13 protein-coding genes and 1 pseudogene are annotated in these 15,150 nt (G+C 58.5%); 5 read left to right on the forward strand and 9 right to left on the reverse strand.

Translation table 11 applies throughout. The features are described 5' to 3' along the window. Positions 1–61: 61 nt before the first annotated feature. Together RYB66_RS06625 and nfuA are read left to right on the forward strand one after the other, a co-directional pair. Positions 62–1,084 (forward strand): acyltransferase family protein, encoded by a 1,023-nt coding sequence (locus tag RYB66_RS06625; RefSeq protein ID WP_005743590.1) that lies wholly within the window; start codon positions 62–64, stop codon positions 1,082–1,084. A 70-nt stretch (positions 1,085–1,154) separates the two neighbouring features. After that, the gene (gene nfuA / locus RYB66_RS06630; RefSeq protein WP_002553665.1) at positions 1,155–1,748 is read left to right on the forward strand and encodes a Fe-S biogenesis protein NfuA; all 594 of its coding nucleotides are present in this window, start codon (positions 1,155–1,157) and stop codon (positions 1,746–1,748) included. A gap of 67 nt (positions 1,749–1,815) precedes the next feature. Here the strand turns inward: nfuA and RYB66_RS06635 are convergent, their stop codons facing one another. The 4 genes from RYB66_RS06635 to RYB66_RS06650 are packed head-to-tail and all read right to left on the reverse strand — an operon-like array spanning position 1,816 to position 7,421. Next, positions 1,816–3,765 (reverse strand): acetyl/propionyl/methylcrotonyl-CoA carboxylase subunit alpha, encoded by a 1,950-nt coding sequence (locus tag RYB66_RS06635; protein ID WP_316894096.1) that lies wholly within the window; start codon positions 3,763–3,765, stop codon positions 1,816–1,818. Then, positions 3,762–4,622, reverse strand: a complete 861-nt coding sequence (locus RYB66_RS06640; protein WP_010202696.1) for a gamma-carboxygeranoyl-CoA hydratase — start codon at positions 4,620–4,622, stop codon at positions 3,762–3,764. Before RYB66_RS06640 ends, RYB66_RS06635 begins: the two co-directional genes overlap by 4 nt. Before the next feature lie 14 nt (positions 4,623–4,636). Then, the gene (locus RYB66_RS06645) at positions 4,637–6,244 is read right to left on the reverse strand and encodes a carboxyl transferase domain-containing protein (RefSeq protein WP_316894098.1); all 1,608 of its coding nucleotides are present in this window, start codon (positions 6,242–6,244) and stop codon (positions 4,637–4,639) included. Positions 6,245–6,257: 13 nt separating this feature from the next. Then, entirely contained in the window at positions 6,258–7,421 is a 1,164-nt protein-coding gene (locus RYB66_RS06650; RefSeq protein WP_005743594.1) for an isovaleryl-CoA dehydrogenase, read from the reverse strand. 182 nt (positions 7,422–7,603) lie between these two features. Here RYB66_RS06650 and RYB66_RS06655 point away from each other — a divergent pair. Continuing rightward, a pseudogene (locus tag RYB66_RS06655) lies at positions 7,604–7,861 on the forward strand (hypothetical protein). A gap of 283 nt (positions 7,862–8,144) precedes the next feature. Here the strand turns inward: RYB66_RS06655 and RYB66_RS06660 are convergent. The 3 genes from RYB66_RS06660 to RYB66_RS06670 all read right to left on the reverse strand — a co-directional run bounded on the left by RYB66_RS06660 (position 8,145) and on the right by RYB66_RS06670 (position 10,550). Then, positions 8,145–9,044 (reverse strand): hydroxymethylglutaryl-CoA lyase, encoded by a 900-nt coding sequence (locus tag RYB66_RS06660; RefSeq protein ID WP_005777544.1) that lies wholly within the window; start codon positions 9,042–9,044, stop codon positions 8,145–8,147. 18 nt (positions 9,045–9,062) lie between these two features. Continuing rightward, complete coding sequence (locus RYB66_RS06665; protein WP_005743596.1) at positions 9,063–9,455, reverse strand: MerR family transcriptional regulator; 393 nt, start codon at positions 9,453–9,455, stop codon at positions 9,063–9,065. A gap of 165 nt (positions 9,456–9,620) precedes the next feature. Further along, positions 9,621–10,550 carry a LysR family transcriptional regulator gene (locus tag RYB66_RS06670; protein WP_057404949.1) on the reverse strand — a complete coding sequence of 310 codons (930 nt, stop codon included), beginning with the start codon at positions 10,548–10,550 and terminating at the stop codon, positions 9,621–9,623. Between the two features lie 183 nt (positions 10,551–10,733). Here RYB66_RS06670 and RYB66_RS06675 point away from each other — a divergent pair, with 183 nt between their 5' ends. After that, the gene (locus RYB66_RS06675; protein ID WP_057404948.1) at positions 10,734–11,963 is read left to right on the forward strand and encodes an acyl-CoA dehydrogenase; all 1,230 of its coding nucleotides are present in this window, start codon (positions 10,734–10,736) and stop codon (positions 11,961–11,963) included. Between the two features lie 26 nt (positions 11,964–11,989). Here the strand turns inward: RYB66_RS06675 and RYB66_RS06680 are convergent, their stop codons facing one another. Continuing rightward, on the reverse strand, positions 11,990–13,333 hold the full coding sequence (locus tag RYB66_RS06680; protein WP_316894101.1) for a phosphate ABC transporter substrate-binding/OmpA family protein: 1,344 nt from the start codon (positions 13,331–13,333) through the stop codon (positions 11,990–11,992). A 132-nt stretch (positions 13,334–13,465) separates the two neighbouring features. Then, positions 13,466–14,278, reverse strand: coding sequence for an exodeoxyribonuclease III (gene xthA, locus RYB66_RS06685; RefSeq protein ID WP_004658827.1), 813 nt, complete (start codon positions 14,276–14,278; stop codon positions 13,466–13,468). A 191-nt stretch (positions 14,279–14,469) separates the two neighbouring features. On the opposite strand from xthA, the gene RYB66_RS06690 reads away from it, so the two are divergent. Then, positions 14,470–15,141: a GNAT family N-acetyltransferase gene (locus RYB66_RS06690; protein ID WP_005743603.1), complete on the forward strand. Its 672-nt coding sequence runs from the start codon at positions 14,470–14,472 to the stop codon at positions 15,139–15,141. Positions 15,142–15,150: the final 9 nt, after the last annotated feature.

Here is a 15,150-nt window from a genome sequence, read left to right on the forward strand (position 1 = left end):
GTCATAGGCCGGTTTATCAAACGACCCATGATTGAAAGTCAGGCAGTAGAGGTTTTTTGTGATGTTGATTTCAGTTCAGGCGCTACGGGCGTTCGCAGCGTGGGTCGTGGTGTGTCATCACTTCATGCAGATTTTTTTCGATTTCAAGGCCAGCGGCCCGGTGGGACAGTTCTTTGTGTCGAAGGGCGCGGTCGGCGTTGATATCTTCTTTGTCATCAGTGGTCTGGTTATCTTTTTGTCGACGCAGAACAGCGATATGCCTGCACGGCGCTTCATTCTGCATCGTCTGATTCGAATTGTTCCAGCCTATTGGCTGTATACCGCCGCCATGGCGTTATTGTTGCTGATTGCAGCACCGATGCTCCCGCATCAGGTCATCGGCTGGCAGAACTTCCTCTTGTCACTGGTATTCATTCCTTCCGAAAACCCCGGTGGTTATGGCCTTTACCCGACGCTTAACGTCGGCTGGACGCTCAACTATGAGATGTTTTTCTACCTGCTGTTCTCGGTGGTATTCCTCTTTCAACAGCGTCACCGGCCGCTGATCATTGCCGCAGCGCTGTTTGCGGTCAGTGAGGTTCTGGCCCGCACCGGGCTGATCAGCCGCTTCTATGGCAACGACATTATTTACGAATTCCTGCTGGGTATCGGCATCGGCATCCTCTATCGCCGTGGCTGGATCAAACAGGCGCTATGGCTGCCGCTGGCGGGTATTGCGGTAGGGCTGTATGCGATCAATCACCTGACCAATGAGCAGCGTCTGCTCAACTGGGGCCTGCCGAGTGCCTTGATCGTGCTGTCGTGCATCTCGCTGGAACCGTATTTCCAGGGCAACAGGTTGCTCAAGGTACTGGGCGATTGCTCGTACTCGGTCTACCTGCTGCATGTCTTGGTGCTGTACGGCGGGTTGCTGATGGCGCAGCGCTTTGGCCTCAGTCCTTATGTGGTGTTCGCGTTCTGCGTGCCGATTATCGCCATCGGTGCCTGGGTCAGTTATGAGTGGATCGAGAAGGGCCTTTACCGAAGGATGAAGAGCTGGCTGGACGGACGCCGAGCGGTCAGCCGGGCGCAGGCATTAACCTGACAAAAATACTAGGACTTTGTGTGACGGTGCCGATTGGCGTAAACTGCTGGCACGTCTGCGAGGAATTTTCATGACCGCTATCACTATTACCGATGCCGCCCACGATTATCTGGCCGATCTGCTGGAAAAGCAGAACACCCCGGGCATTGGCATCCGCGTATTTATTACCCAGCCCGGCACTCAGTACGCCGAAACCTGCATTGCCTACTGCAAGCCGGGTGAAGAAAAGCCGGAAGACAAGGCTATCGGCCTGAAGAGCTTCACCGCCTGGATCGATGGTTTCAGCGAAGCCTTTCTGGATGATGCCGTAGTTGATTACGCCACTGATCGCATGGGTGGCCAGTTGACCATCAAGGCACCAAACGCCAAGGTGCCAATGGTCAATGCCGACAGCCCGATCAACGAGCGCATAAATTATTATCTGCAAACCGAGATCAATCCGGGCCTTGCCAGTCACGGCGGTCAGGTCACGCTGATCGATGTGGTTGAAGAAGAGGCAAAAAATATTGCTGTTCTGCAATTCGGTGGCGGTTGCCAGGGTTGCGGTCAGGCTGATGTCACGTTGAAGGAAGGTATCGAGCGTACGTTGCTTGAGCGCATTCCCGAGCTGTCGGGCGTTCGCGATGTGACCGACCATACGCAGAAAGAAAACGCTTACTACTAAGCCGTTCTCTGATACGCAAAACGCCCTGACTGTTCAGGGCGTTTTCATGTGCGGCCGTCGCTGGTGGTCAGGTCAGTTCCACCAGTGCTGCGCCTTCGTTGACCATCTCTCCCTCATGGCAGTAAAGCGCTGTAACGACTCCGGCACTGGCTGCGCGGATGCTGTGTTCCATCTTCATGGCCTCCAGCACCACCAGTTGCGCCCCGGACTTGACCGCCTGACCCACTTCAACCAGCACGCGCACTATGTTGCCATTCATGGGGGCGGTCAGGCCGCCATGCTGGCTATCGCTGAGGTCGGCCTGCGCGATGGGGTCCAGTCGCGTGATGGTGTGCAGGTCGCCTTGCCATTTGAGGTAAAGCGTATCGCCACGGCGTATCGCCAGATGCGAGCGGCGCACGCCGTTGTGTTCGACAGTCAGATGCTCGTTGCTGAGTTTAAATGGTGAGTCGCTGCTGTTGCGCAGGTAGACGGTTCGGGTTTGACCATTGCAGCTCAGCCGCAGATCCGTCTCCGCAGGCAGGCCTGCACGAAAGCCTGTCGTGACCGCCCAGGGCGAGTGCAAGTCGTCTTGATCGACACGTGCCGGTTCGCTCTGGCTGAAGGCCTCGGCGGCGGCCTGCCAGAGTTCCTCACACAGTTCACCCGTTTGCGGCAGCAATTTATCCTGATAGCGGGGGATGAAGCCGGTGTCCAGTTCCGCGGCGGCAAACGCTGGATGGGCGATGATTCTGCGCAAAAATGCGAGGTTGGTTCTGACACCGCCCACTGCAAACTCATCCAGCATAGCGAGCAGGCGCAAACGGGCCTGCTCACGGTTTTCGCCCCAGGCAATCAGTTTGCCGAGCATGGGGTCATAGAAGGGTGAAATGTTGTCACCCTCGCTAACGCCACTGTCCACACGCTTGCCGGGGCCGGACGCGGATTCTCTGTAGAGTTCCAGCGTGCCGGTCGCAGGCAGAAAATCGTTGGCCGGGTCTTCGGCGTATAACCGGACCTCAATGGCGTGACCGATCAGTGGCACTTGTTCCTGAGTAATAGGCAGCGGTTCGCCTCTGGCCACCCGAATCTGCCATTCCACCAGATCCAGGCCCGTGATGTACTCGGTCACCGGGTGCTCGACTTGCAGGCGAGTATTCATCTCCATGAAGAAAAACTCGCCGCGCGCGTCCAGCAGGAATTCCACCGTGCCTGCACCCACGTAGCCGATTGCCTGTGCGGCCTTGACCGCCGCTTCACCCATGGCCTTGCGCAGTTCGGGTGTCAGGCCGGGCGCAGGTGCTTCTTCGACGACCTTCTGGTGTCGGCGCTGAATGGAGCAGTCGCGCTCATTGAGGTAGAGACAGTGACCATGGCGGTCGGCAAACACCTGAATCTCGACGTGGCGTGGGGTGAGGACGTATTTCTCCACCAGCATTCGCGCGTCGCCGAACGATGAGAGCGCCTCGCGTTGCGCAGAGGCCAGCGCTTCGGCCAGTTCGCCGCTGTGCTCCACAACCTTCATGCCTTTGCCGCCACCGCCTGCCGTGGCTTTCAACAGCACGGGGTAACCGATGCGTTCAGCGGCGCTGCGGAACGTCTCGATGTCCTGTGCGTCGCCGTGATAGCCAGGCACCAATGGCACGCCAGCTTGATCCATCAGCGACTTGGCGGCAGATTTGCTGCCCATGGCGTCGATGGCCGAGGCGGGTGGGCCGAGGAAAATCAGCCCGGCCTCTTCAATGGCACGGGCAAAGTCGGCATTTTCGGACAAAAAACCATAACCGGGGTGAATCGCTTGCGCGCCGCTTGCCCTGGCCGCATCGATAAGCTTGTCGATCGCCAGGTAGCTTTCTGCTGCCTTGCTGCCTCCAAGGTCCACACGGATATCAGCCTCACGGCTATGCCGTGCGTCACGGTCAATGGCACTGTGCACGGCGACTGTGGTGAGCCCCATGGTTTTCGCGGTACGCATGATACGACAGGCAATTTCACCACGGTTGGCGATCAACAGCGTGGTCAGCTCGGGGGTGCTCATGATTGCGAGTCCTTCTGTGATTCTTGCCGGGCTGCAAGCGCTGCTGGCGTTTGATCGCCGTGTGGCTGCCAGCCGGGTGTACGTTTTTGCAGGAAGGCGCGCAGGCCTTCCTGGCCTTCGGCGCTGGTGCGGATGCGCGCGATGGCGCTTTCACAGTAGCGACGCAATGCGGGTGTGAGTTCGCCGCTACCGACTTCGCGCAGCAACTCCTTGCTGACTCGCATGGCCTGCGGGCTGTTGAGCAGCAGGTTGTCGATCCACTCCTGCGTGCGGGCTTGCAGGTCGGCAGCCGGGTAGCACTCAGCTATCAGCCCCATCTGCTGCGCTCGCTGGCCATCGAAACGCTCGGCGGTCAGGGCGTAGCGCCGCGCGGCGCGTTCGCCGATGGCCTGTACCACAAACGGACTGATAACCGCTGGAGCCAGACCTATGCGTACTTCTGACAGGCAGAACTGCGCATCTGCCGTCGCAATGGCCATGTCGCAGCAACTGATCAGGCCCAGCGCGCCACCGAATGCTGCACCTTGCACCACCGCAAGCGTCGGGATTTTCAATTTGGCGAGGCTGTACATCAGCTCTGCCAGTTCACGGGCATCGTCCAGATTGGTGTTGTAGTCCAGCTCTGCGGCCTGCTGCATCCAGGCCAGATCGGCACCGGCGCTGAAATGCCTGCCACGCCCGCGCACCAGCAGAAAGCGCAGGCCGGCATCACTTTGCACCTGGTCCAGCGCGAGGATCAACTCGCGAATCATCTGCGCATTGAAGGCATTGTTCTTGTCCGGTCTATTTAGCCACAGCGTGGCGAAACCACGTGGGTCGGTGATCAACTCTATGGTCGCGAACGAGGTCGAAGTCATGGTCATTTCCCGCCTCACATCCGGAACAGGCCGAAGGTGGTAGGTTCGATGGGCGCATTGAGCGAGGCGGACAGGGCCAGCGCAAGAATGTCGCGGGTTTGTGCCGGGTCGATGACTCCGTCGTCCCACAGTCGGGCGCTGGAGTAATAAGGATGCCCTTGATGCTCGTACTGATCGAGAATCGGCTGCTTCAGTTCGGCCTGCTGCTCGGCGCTGAAGGCCTGGCCGGCACGTTCCGCCTGCTCGCACTTGACCTGCACCAGCACGCCCGCTGCCTGCTCACCGCCCATCACGCCGATTCTCGCGTTGGGCCACATCCACAGGAAGCGCGGGTCGTAGGCGCGGCCGCACATGCCGTAATTTCCTGCGCCGAAACTGCCGCCGATGATGACCGTGAATTTAGGCACCTTCGCGCAGGCCACGGCGGTCACCAGCTTGGCACCATGCTTGGCGATGCCCCCCGCCTCATACTTCTGACCGACCATGAAACCGGTGATGTTCTGCAGAAACAGCAGGGGAATTCCCCTTTGGCAGGCCAGTTCGATAAAGTGCGCGCCTTTTTGCGCAGCTTCTGCGAACAGAATCCCATTGTTGGCTAGAATCGCGATCGGGTAGCCATGCAGACGAGCGAAGCCGCAGACCAGCGTGGTGCCAAACAACGCCTTGAATTCATCCAGTACCGAGCCATCCACCAACCGCGCGATGACTTCGCGTACGTCAAACGGCTGCTTTGTGTCGGCCGGGATAATGCCGTACAGGTCATCGCTTGCGTACAACGGCGCAATCGGTGTGACAGTGTTCAGTTGACCCTGCTTGCGCCAGTTCAGATTGGCGATGCTGCGTCGCGCCAATGCCAGCGCGTGCTCGTCGCTGTCGGCATAGTGATCGGCCACCCCTGAGGTGCGGCAATGCACATCGGCACCGCCCAGGTCTTCAGCGCTGACTATTTCTCCGGTGGCAGCTTTTACCAGTGGCGGGCCTGCGAGGAAGATGGTGGCTTGCTGACGCACCATGATCGCTTCGTCGGCCATGGCCGGAACATAGGCCCCGCCTGCGGTACAGGAACCCATGACCACGGCAATCTGGGGAATGCCTTGTGCGCTCATGTTGGCTTGATTGAAGAAGATTCGCCCGAAGTGTTCGCGGTCCGGAAACACTTCGTCCTGGCGCGGCAGGTTGGCACCACCGGAGTCCACCAGGTAAATGCACGGCAGGCGGTTTTGCTGGGCGATGGTCTGCGCGCGCAGGTGCTTTTTGACGGTCAGCGGGTAATAGGAGCCACCTTTGACCGTCGCGTCGTTGGCGATGATCATGCACTCGACGCCCTCGACCCGGCCAATACCGGCAATTACCCCAGCGGCTGGAACCTCTTCGCCATACACCTGATGGGCGGCCAGTTGGCCGATTTCCAGAAACGGCGAGCCGCTGTCCAGTAGACGGTTGATACGTTCGCGCGGCAGCAGCTTGCCGCGTGACGTATGACGCTCCTGTGCCTTGGGCCCGCCGCCTTGGCGAACGGTGCTCAGCAACATACGGAGCTCTTCGACCTGCTTGAGCAGCGTGGTGCGATTAAGGGCAAATTCCGGCGAGCGGGCGTTGATGCGAGTCTGCAGAATGGTCATGGTAGCTCCGCAATCAACGGGTTTCGTTGAACAGTTCGCGACCGATGAGCATGCGCCGGATCTCGCTGGTGCCTGCACCGATCTCGTAGAGTTTGGCGTCGCGCAACAGTCGACCGGCCGGGAATTCATTGATGTAGCCATTGCCGCCCAGAATCTGGATGGCATCCAGCGCCATCTGCGTGGCGCGTTCGGCGCTGTAGAGGATCACGCCCGCTGCGTCCTTGCGCGTGGTCTCGCCACGATCACAGGCTTGGGCGACGGCGTACAGGTAGGCCCGGCTGGCGTTAAGCTGGGTGTACATGTCTGCGACCTTGCCCTGAATCAGCTGGAACTCGCCGATGCTCTGGCCGAACTGCTTGCGGTCGTGAATGTAGGGCACCACCACGTCCATGCAGGCCTGCATGATTCCGGTCGGCCCGCCAGAGAGCACGACGCGTTCATAATCGAGGCCGCTCATCAGGACTCTGACACCACCGTCCAGTACGCCCAGCAGGTTTTCCTCAGGCACCTCTACGTTGTCGAAAAACAGCTCGCAGGTATTGGAGCCGCGCATGCCCAGCTTGTCGAACTTGCTGCCGCGCGAGAAGCCTTTCCAGTCACGCTCGACGATGAATGCGCTAATGCCATGCGCAGCCTTTTGCAGATCGGTCTTGGCGTAGATCACGTAGGTATTGGCGTCAGGCCCGTTGGTGATCCAGGTCTTGCTGCCGTTGAGTACGTAGTGATCGCCGCGCTTGTCGGCGCGCAGCTTCATCGATACCACGTCCGAGCCTGCATTGGGTTCGCTCATGGCCAGCGCGCCAATGTGCTCGCCGCTGATCAGCTTGGGCAGGTATCGGGCTTTCTGCGCCGGGCTGCCATTGCGGTTGATCTGATTCACGCACAGGTTGGAATGTGCGCCGTAGGAAAGTGCCACCGATGCCGAGCCACGGCTGATTTCTTCCATCGCCACGACATGCGCCAGATAACCCAGGCCTGCGCCACCGTATTCCTCGCTGACCGTGATGCCGAGCACGCCCATCTCACCGAATTTGCGCCACATGTCGACTGGGAACAGGTTGTCCTTGTCGATCTGCGCGGCGCGCGGGGCAAGCTCTGCGGCGACGAAGGATTGCAACTGGTCGCGCAGCATGTCGATGGTTTCGCCCAAGGCGAAGTTCAGGCTGGGGTAACTCATGGGTAGCGTTCCTGTTTTATTCTTGGAGATGATTCTTTGCGGATTGGCTATGACCTTTACGTTAACGTAAACCTGCGGATGTGTGCTGTCAATCAGGCTTGTGCGCAGAGGGTGGGGGAGAGTCGGGAGGCAAAAGCAAACGCTGGAAAGCACGAAGGGGAGCCTGGGCTCCCCTTCAAGGTATGTCTCTATGCTCTTTTTTGTTTTTCGGGTGGCCTGTTGTTGTTTTTGGCGACCTGGCCCTTCACTGCTTTTTTGAGCGGTCCGCATGCGGGACCAAGAGCAAACGTATTTTTTTGAGCGCTGATCAAGCTTTCATCATGTGATCCAACCAGTTCGGGAGCTGCCTCAGGGCAGTTTTGTTATTCTCTGTCTGGCTGCAGAACGACTTGCAAGGCAAGCAGTTCAGAAAAGCTGTCCACTTCAAAAAAATCTGTTAGCTACGTCTCTGTCCGTGTTGTTCTTGTTGTGTCAGAGCCGGTACGTGTTGTTTTTATTGGGTTGCTGCGTGTTTTTATTTTTGTTGTACAAAGGATATAGCAGGACCCGTGCCAGTTTTTTAAAAGCCCCGTAATACCAGGAGCTGAACGTCTTTTTCGGGCATCGGGCCATCTGATTCAGTGGCCGAGTGTTTCTGTGTTACCCGTTTGTCTCGACTGAACGCGGGGCAGGGTAACACTGTGTGACAAGTTGTCGCACCCTGTTACCGACAGGTGACAGTCGTTACGCAGACAGCCGGGCCCTGGCCACGCGCGAGCCATTGCTGCGTTGCAGTACGTCGCAGATGCGCTGGCCTGCGGCGATGACCTGGTCCAGATCTACCCCGGTTTCAATGCCCATGCCCTGCAACATGTACTGCACGTCCTCAGTGGCAACATTGCCGCTGGCACCCTTGGCGTACGGGCAGCCGCCCAGGCCTGCCACGGAACTGTCGAAGACCTGGATACCTTCCTCCAGGCTGGCGTAGATATTCACCAGCGCCTGACCGTAAGTGTCGTGGAAGTGCCCGGCAAGCTTGCCTCGCGGGATCTGCGCAGAGACGGCGTTGAACAGCGCTCGCGTGGCCCCCGGCGTGCCGGTGCCGATGGTGTCGCCCAGCGAAACTTCATAGCAACCCATCGCGTAGAGTTCGTTGGCGACGGCTGCGACCTGCTGCGGCGAGACACTGCCCTCATAAGGGCAGCCCAACACGCACGACACATAACCCCGAACCTGCACACCATGCATCTGCGCCGCCGCCATGATGGGCGCAAAGCGCTCCAGGCTTTCGCTGATCGAGCAATTGAGGTTACGCCGGGAGAACCCTTCGGTTGCCGCTGCAAACACCGCGACCTCTCTGACGCCGGCCGCCAACGCATCTTCGAACCCGCGCAGGTTGGGTGCCAGGGCAGAGTAGATAACGCCTTCACGCCGCTGGATATTTTCGAACACCTGGGCGGAGCCAGCCATCTGCGGCACCCATTTGGCCGAGACAAAACTGCCGACTTCAATGTGGCTCAGTCCGGCTGCCGTCAGGTCATCCACCAAGCGCACCTTGTCGTCGATACTGATCGGTTGTGCTTCATTCTGCAGGCCGTCACGCGGGCCGACTTCAACGATATTTACCTTTTGTGGAAGAGACATGGCAGTGCCTTTTGGTGGTCAGTGTGAAGTGGCAGCAGTTTTATCGAGCGCAGCCCGGCAACGCTCTTCGGCGGTGTCCAGCTCCAGTTGCATTTGCCGGATGTCCAGCAATTGTTGTTCGAGCTGTTCACGGCGCTCGGCGATCTTGCCGAGCATGGTCTGCAACTGCTTCTGGTTATCACCGGCAGGGTCGTACAGCGAGATCAGTTCCTTGCATTCAGCCAGCGAAAAACCGATGCGTTTGCCGCGCAGGATCAGTTTCAGGGTGACTTTGTCACGGGCGGTGTAGATGCGCTCCAGTCCCTTGCGTTCAGGGCTGAGCATGCCTTGCTCTTCGTAAAAGCGGATCGCGCGGGTGGTGATATCCAGCTCACGGGCGAGCTCGGAAATGCTGTAAGTCTGACTGCTCATGGTGTCGCTCAAAGAGATATTCAGCACTCAACCTACGGCGTGCTTTACGTAAGCGTCAAGCAGAAGTCGTGTTGTCAAGGCGCGCCAAGCCGCGCCTGCCAAATTAGAAACGACTTTAACAAATTTAAATATTTAATTTAAAAACAATGGCTTGGTGTTTTTATCTCATGCTTTCTCGAGGCTTTGTTCCTGCGCCACGACCCGCTGTGAAAGCTCGATGATCTGTTCGCGCATCCAGCGGTTGGCTGGGTCCTGATCAGTGCTTTCATGCCAGTACAGATGGGTTTCGACCGAAGGCACATCGTTGACCGGTAAGTGGACATAGTGCAAATCGTTACGGCGGGCGAAGCGTTCCGGTATGGTCATGACCATATCAGTCTGCTGCAGGACCTGTGTCGCCATCAGGTAATGCTGCGAGCGCAACGCAATCCTGCGCTGAATGCCCATCTTGCCCAACGCCAGGTCCACGTGCCCCAGTCCGCTACGCCGACTGGAAATATGGATGTGTGCCTGGCTCATGTAATCATCCAGCGTCAACGTGGCCTTGTTTGCCAGCGGATGCGTCTTGCGCATGCCGCACACATAGCGGTCTTCCATCAGTTTGACGTGGCGAACCTGCGGGTCGGTATTGAGCGGTGCATCCACGGCGAAGTCGAGGCGCCCGGCAGCCAGCTCCTTGGTGGTTTCCCGACGCTTGGACAGAAAGCTTTCGATGGTCACTGCAGGCGCAAGGCGTCGCAGCCGCTGGAACAGCGTCGGCAGGATCACGGCCTCGGTCAGGTCGGTCATGCTGATGCGGTAATTCTTGTTGGCCTGCAACGGGTTGAATATACGGCTTTCCTGCACTGAGACCCTGAGCAATGAGAGTGCACTGCGCACCGGGCCGATGATGTTTTGTGCCATCGGTGTCGGCACCATGCCTTGAGCCGTGCGCACAAACAGTGGGTCGTTGAAGGTCTCTCGCAGCCGCGCCAGGGCGTTGGACACCGCAGGCTGGGTAATGCCGACGATCTGCCCGGCCCGGGTCAGATTGGCTTCGGTGTAGATGGCGTCGAAGACAATGAAAAGATTGAGATCGACCTTGCTCAGGTTCATTGATGAGCGCCTCGTGCTGTTATTTTGATTCGCTGTTCGGCAGGCTGGGGACGCCGCAGCGGTGATGGATCATATATCGGTTATGAATGTTTATACACGCCGAGAATAGATTAGATAAATGTATGGCGTTTCTCTAGCATCAGGATCATGCATTCGACACCCTGATCGAGAAGGTAGTGGCCCATGGATTTCGCGTATTCCCCAAAGGTGCAGGCATTGCGTGAGCGCGTCACCGCGTTCATGGATGCATACGTTTATCCGGCCGAGCCGGTTTTCGAACAGCAAGTGGCCGAAGGCGACCGCTGGCAGCCCACCGCGATCATGGAAGAACTGAAAGCCCGTGCAAGGGCTGAGGGGTTGTGGAACCTGTTTTTGCCGGAGTCTGCGCTCGGTGCTGGCCTGAGCAATCTGGAATACGCGCCGCTGGCGGAAATCATGGGGCGTTCGATGCTGGGCCCCGAGCCGTTCAATTGCTCTGCGCCTGACACCGGCAACATGGAGGTGCTGGTTCGCTATGCCAGCGAGGAACAGAAAGCTCGCTGGCTGGAACCGTTGCTGCGCGGCGAAATTCGTTCTGCTTTTGCCATGACCGAGCCCGAGGTGGCGTCATCGGACGCCACCAATATGGCCGCGCGCGCCGAGCACGATGGCGACGAATGGGTGATCAATGGCCGCAAGTGGTGGACTTCAGGTGCCTGCGACCCACGCTGCAAAATTCTGATTTTCATGGGCCTGAGCAATCCTGACGGGCCGCGCCATCAGCAACACTCGATGATTCTGGTCCCGGTCGACACGCCGGGCGTGAAGATTGTCAGGCCGCTGCCTGTGTTCGGCTACGACGACGCGCCCCACGGGCATGCCGAAGTGGTGTTCGATAACGTCAGGGTGCCGTTTGAAAACGTCTTGCTGGGTGAGGGGCGCGGCTTTGAAATCGCTCAAGGCCGGTTGGGACCAGGCCGCATTCACCACTGCATGCGCTCCATCGGTATGGCTGAACGGGCACTTGAGCTGATGTGCAGGCGCTCCGTAGACCGGGTTGCCTTCGGCAAACCACTGGCCAGGCTGGGGGGCAATATCGACAGGATTGCCGATTCGCGCATGGAGATCGATATGGCCCGCCTGCTGACCCTGAAGGCTGCCTACATGATGGACACAGCAGGCAACAAGGTCGCCAGAAGCGAAATCGCGCAGATCAAGGTGGTAGCGCCGAACGTGGCGCTGAAGGTCATCGATCGGGCGATCCAGATGCACGGCGGTGCGGGTGTTTCCAATGATTTCCCCTTGGCCTACATGTATGCCATGCAGCGCACGCTGCGTCTGGCAGACGGCCCGGATGAAGTACACCGCGCCGCTGTCGGCAAGTATGAACTGGGCAAATACCTGCCGGCAGACAGGGAGCGCAGCCAGTCCTGAACTGGTAGTCGATAATTGCGCCCAGGCTACTGCACCCAGACTTCGACCCGACGGTTCTTGATCCGGCCGTCATCGATCTCATTGGTGGCTACCGGCATCTCATCTCCCAGGCCAACGATGTCGCGAAATGTCACGCCGCTTTTCAGCAGCTCGCGGCGCACTGCCATGGCGCGCAGCCTTGAGAGCAGGGCTGCGCGAGCCGGGTCGCTTTTGGCATCACCAAAGCCGACCAGCGTGACATGTTGATTGAGCTTATCGCTGGTTTTCAGGTACTCCGCTACCCGCTTGAGGTCCTGCTGCGCCTTGTTGTCCAGCCTCGCGCTGCCCTGGGCAAAGCGAAAGTTGACCGACAGCCGTTCGGCGTTGCGCGCCAGTGCCTGATAGTCCGCAGGCATCTGCGCGGTAGGCTGCACCTTGAGTGCCTGCACGGTCTGCGCGACAAAGCCGCTCTGTGCGACGATGGCCTGACCCTCGGCGCTCTGCGCGAAACGGACCAACGCCTGCGCCCAGCGTTGATGAGTTGAGGTGGGCACATAAAAGTAGAGCCGTCGCGACAGAGGATAATCCTCGGTGGCAATCAGACTGACAGTCGGGAGCATCGGTCTGGAGTCACCATCGGCAATGGCCACCGCTTTGGCACGCCTGATGGATGGTAGCCCGATAAAACCGATGCCATTGATGTCCTTGCTGACGTCGTCGGAGAGCTGTTCGCTGGACTCAAAGCGCGCGGCTGTGCCGGACAGGTTCTTGCCGTACTTTACAAGTATCAGGTCCTTGAATGTTTCATAGGTGCCGGACTTCTCATCGCGAACATAAAGATGAATCGCTCCCGGATTTCCACCCACTTCGGCCCAGTCCCTGACTTCCCCGCTGAAAATGCGCGCCAGCTGCAGCGTATCCAGCTGTCTGACCGGATTGCCTGGATGCAGAATCACAGCAACGCCATCGATGGCAATGGTTTGCTCGCTTGCTGCGCTTTTCAGGTCGCCCAGGCCAGCCAGGTCCTTGGCTTCCTGATCCTTGATAGGTCGTGAAGAGGCGGCAATATCGGCGTTACCTGCTTTGAGCGCAGTAAACCCGGTGCCTGAACCATGTGCGGCGACTTCGATACTGACCGTCTGCCCTGCGGCGGTAGTACCGACGACGCGCTGTTCATTCATGACACTGCCGGCAACAGTCTGCACTGATTGCAGGCCTTGCTGGCGCATCAACCCTTCAGCCAGTGCGGGGCCCAATTGGGCATTGATGGTATTTGAGCCTTGAATGCGCAAGGCCGGTATTTCACCCGCGGGCAGCGGCAGTGCCGCCAGCGCAAGGGCGGGCAGGGTGGCGCTCGACAGAGTCAGCGCCGTTAGCAAAGCGCGCAACATCGGCGTCACCATGAGTCACGGGAGGGTGCCGGGAGAATAAGACAGAAAGATTTCCGGAATATGACGATTGCTCGACCACTGCGCGCGCGACCCGTTTATGCATAAAGCCGGATCGCACGATAGGGCGCTTTTTCAGTTCAGTTCCAGCCAGATCGGCGCATGGTCCGACGGCTTTTCCATGCCGCGCAAATCGTAGTCCACCCCGGCCGCCTTGATGCGTGGCTGCAGGCCGGTAGAGGTCATGATCAGGTCGATGCGCAGGCCGCGCTTGGGTTCGTCTTCAAAGCCGCGGCTGCGATAGTCAAACCAGCTGAATCGGTCGACGACTTCAGGGTACAGATGACGGAAGCTGTCCACCAAGCCCCAGTTTTTCAAGCGTTCCATCCACTCGCGCTCTTCGGGGAGAAAGCTGCACTTGCCGGTCTTCAGCCAGCGCTTGGCGTTGTCGGCACCGATGCCGATGTCGCAGTCCTGCGGAGAAATGTTTACGTCACCCATCACGATAAGCGGCTGCTCGTTGCTGAAATGGCTCTCCAGCAAGGTCTGCAGATTCTCGTAAAAACGCTGTTTGGCTGGAAATTTGGTCGGGTGATCACGGCTCTCGCCCTGCGGAAAGTAGCCATTCATGATGGTGACCGGCTGCCCATTGCTGTCGGCATAAGTGCCCCAGATGAAGCGCTTCTGCGATTCCTCGTCGTCGCCTTCAAAACCCTTATGCAGGGCCAGCGGAGGATTGCGTGATAGCAGGGCAACACCGTAATGGCCTTTCTGGCCGTGGAAATGCACGTGATAGCCCAGCGCTTCGACTTCCGCGTGGGGGAACTGCTCGTCAGAAACCTTGGTTTCCTGAAGGCCGATTACGTCAGGCTGATGTTTGTCGATCAGCGCCGCCAACTGATGAGGTCGAGCGCGCAGACCATTGATGTTGAACGAGACGATTTTCATAAAACGGCGGTCCTGAGCAAAAACAAACAGCGATGCTAGCTGACCTGTGGTTTCAGGACCAGCACCGTGTAAGGCACCGCGCAAACACAGGCCCGGACAAATCGTTGGAACTGTTATCAAGTGCCATCACTCGAAAGCCTGCTTGCCAAAACTGCTGCGCCAGACGCAGTTCCGTTAACACGAGGCCCTTTATGTCCCTACCTGCTGCCATCACGGGTGAAGTTCGTCAACTCGACAGTGGTTATTCCCGTGAAACCCGCTCCTTGCTGTTCAGGGCCTATCGGCACGATCCGACGTTCGCCTATCTGTTCAATGCCGAGCGCGAGGGATATGAGCAACGCGTATTGGCGACCATTCGCCAACTGGTCAAACAACACTTCCTGCAGGACCAGCCTGCACTCGGTCTGTTTCTGCAGGATCGGCTGGTCGGCGTAGCGCTGATCGCGCCACCGCAACGTCGTCTGGGCGTCACTGAAAGCTGGGCCTGGCGTCTGCGCATGGTGATGGACACCGGCCTTGGTTGCACCCAGCGTTATCTGGCTTATTACAACGCGGTGCTGGCCTGTGTTCCGTCCGAAACCGTGCATGTGCTGCCGTTGATAGGCCTGGACCCGGAATTTCAGGGTCAGAAGCTGGGGCAGGATTTGAGTGAACAACTGCTTCGGGCGCTGCACGATTGGTGCGCGGTGGATGAGCACTCTCAGGGCATCGTCGTAGACACGGGAAATCCTCGTTATCTCGAGTTCTATAAGCGACAAGGCTATGAGGAAATCGGCGAGATTGCAGTAGGACCTGTCCGAGAGCATGTGTTTTTTCACCCTAATCCTCAGGTTTCACTGCCGGTCCCTGACGTAACGGTCTGAATCTCCGAC

Source organism: Pseudomonas syringae group sp. 243L2, from assembly GCF_032587875.1.
Lineage (GTDB): Bacteria > Pseudomonadota > Gammaproteobacteria > Pseudomonadales > Pseudomonadaceae > Aquipseudomonas > Aquipseudomonas amygdali.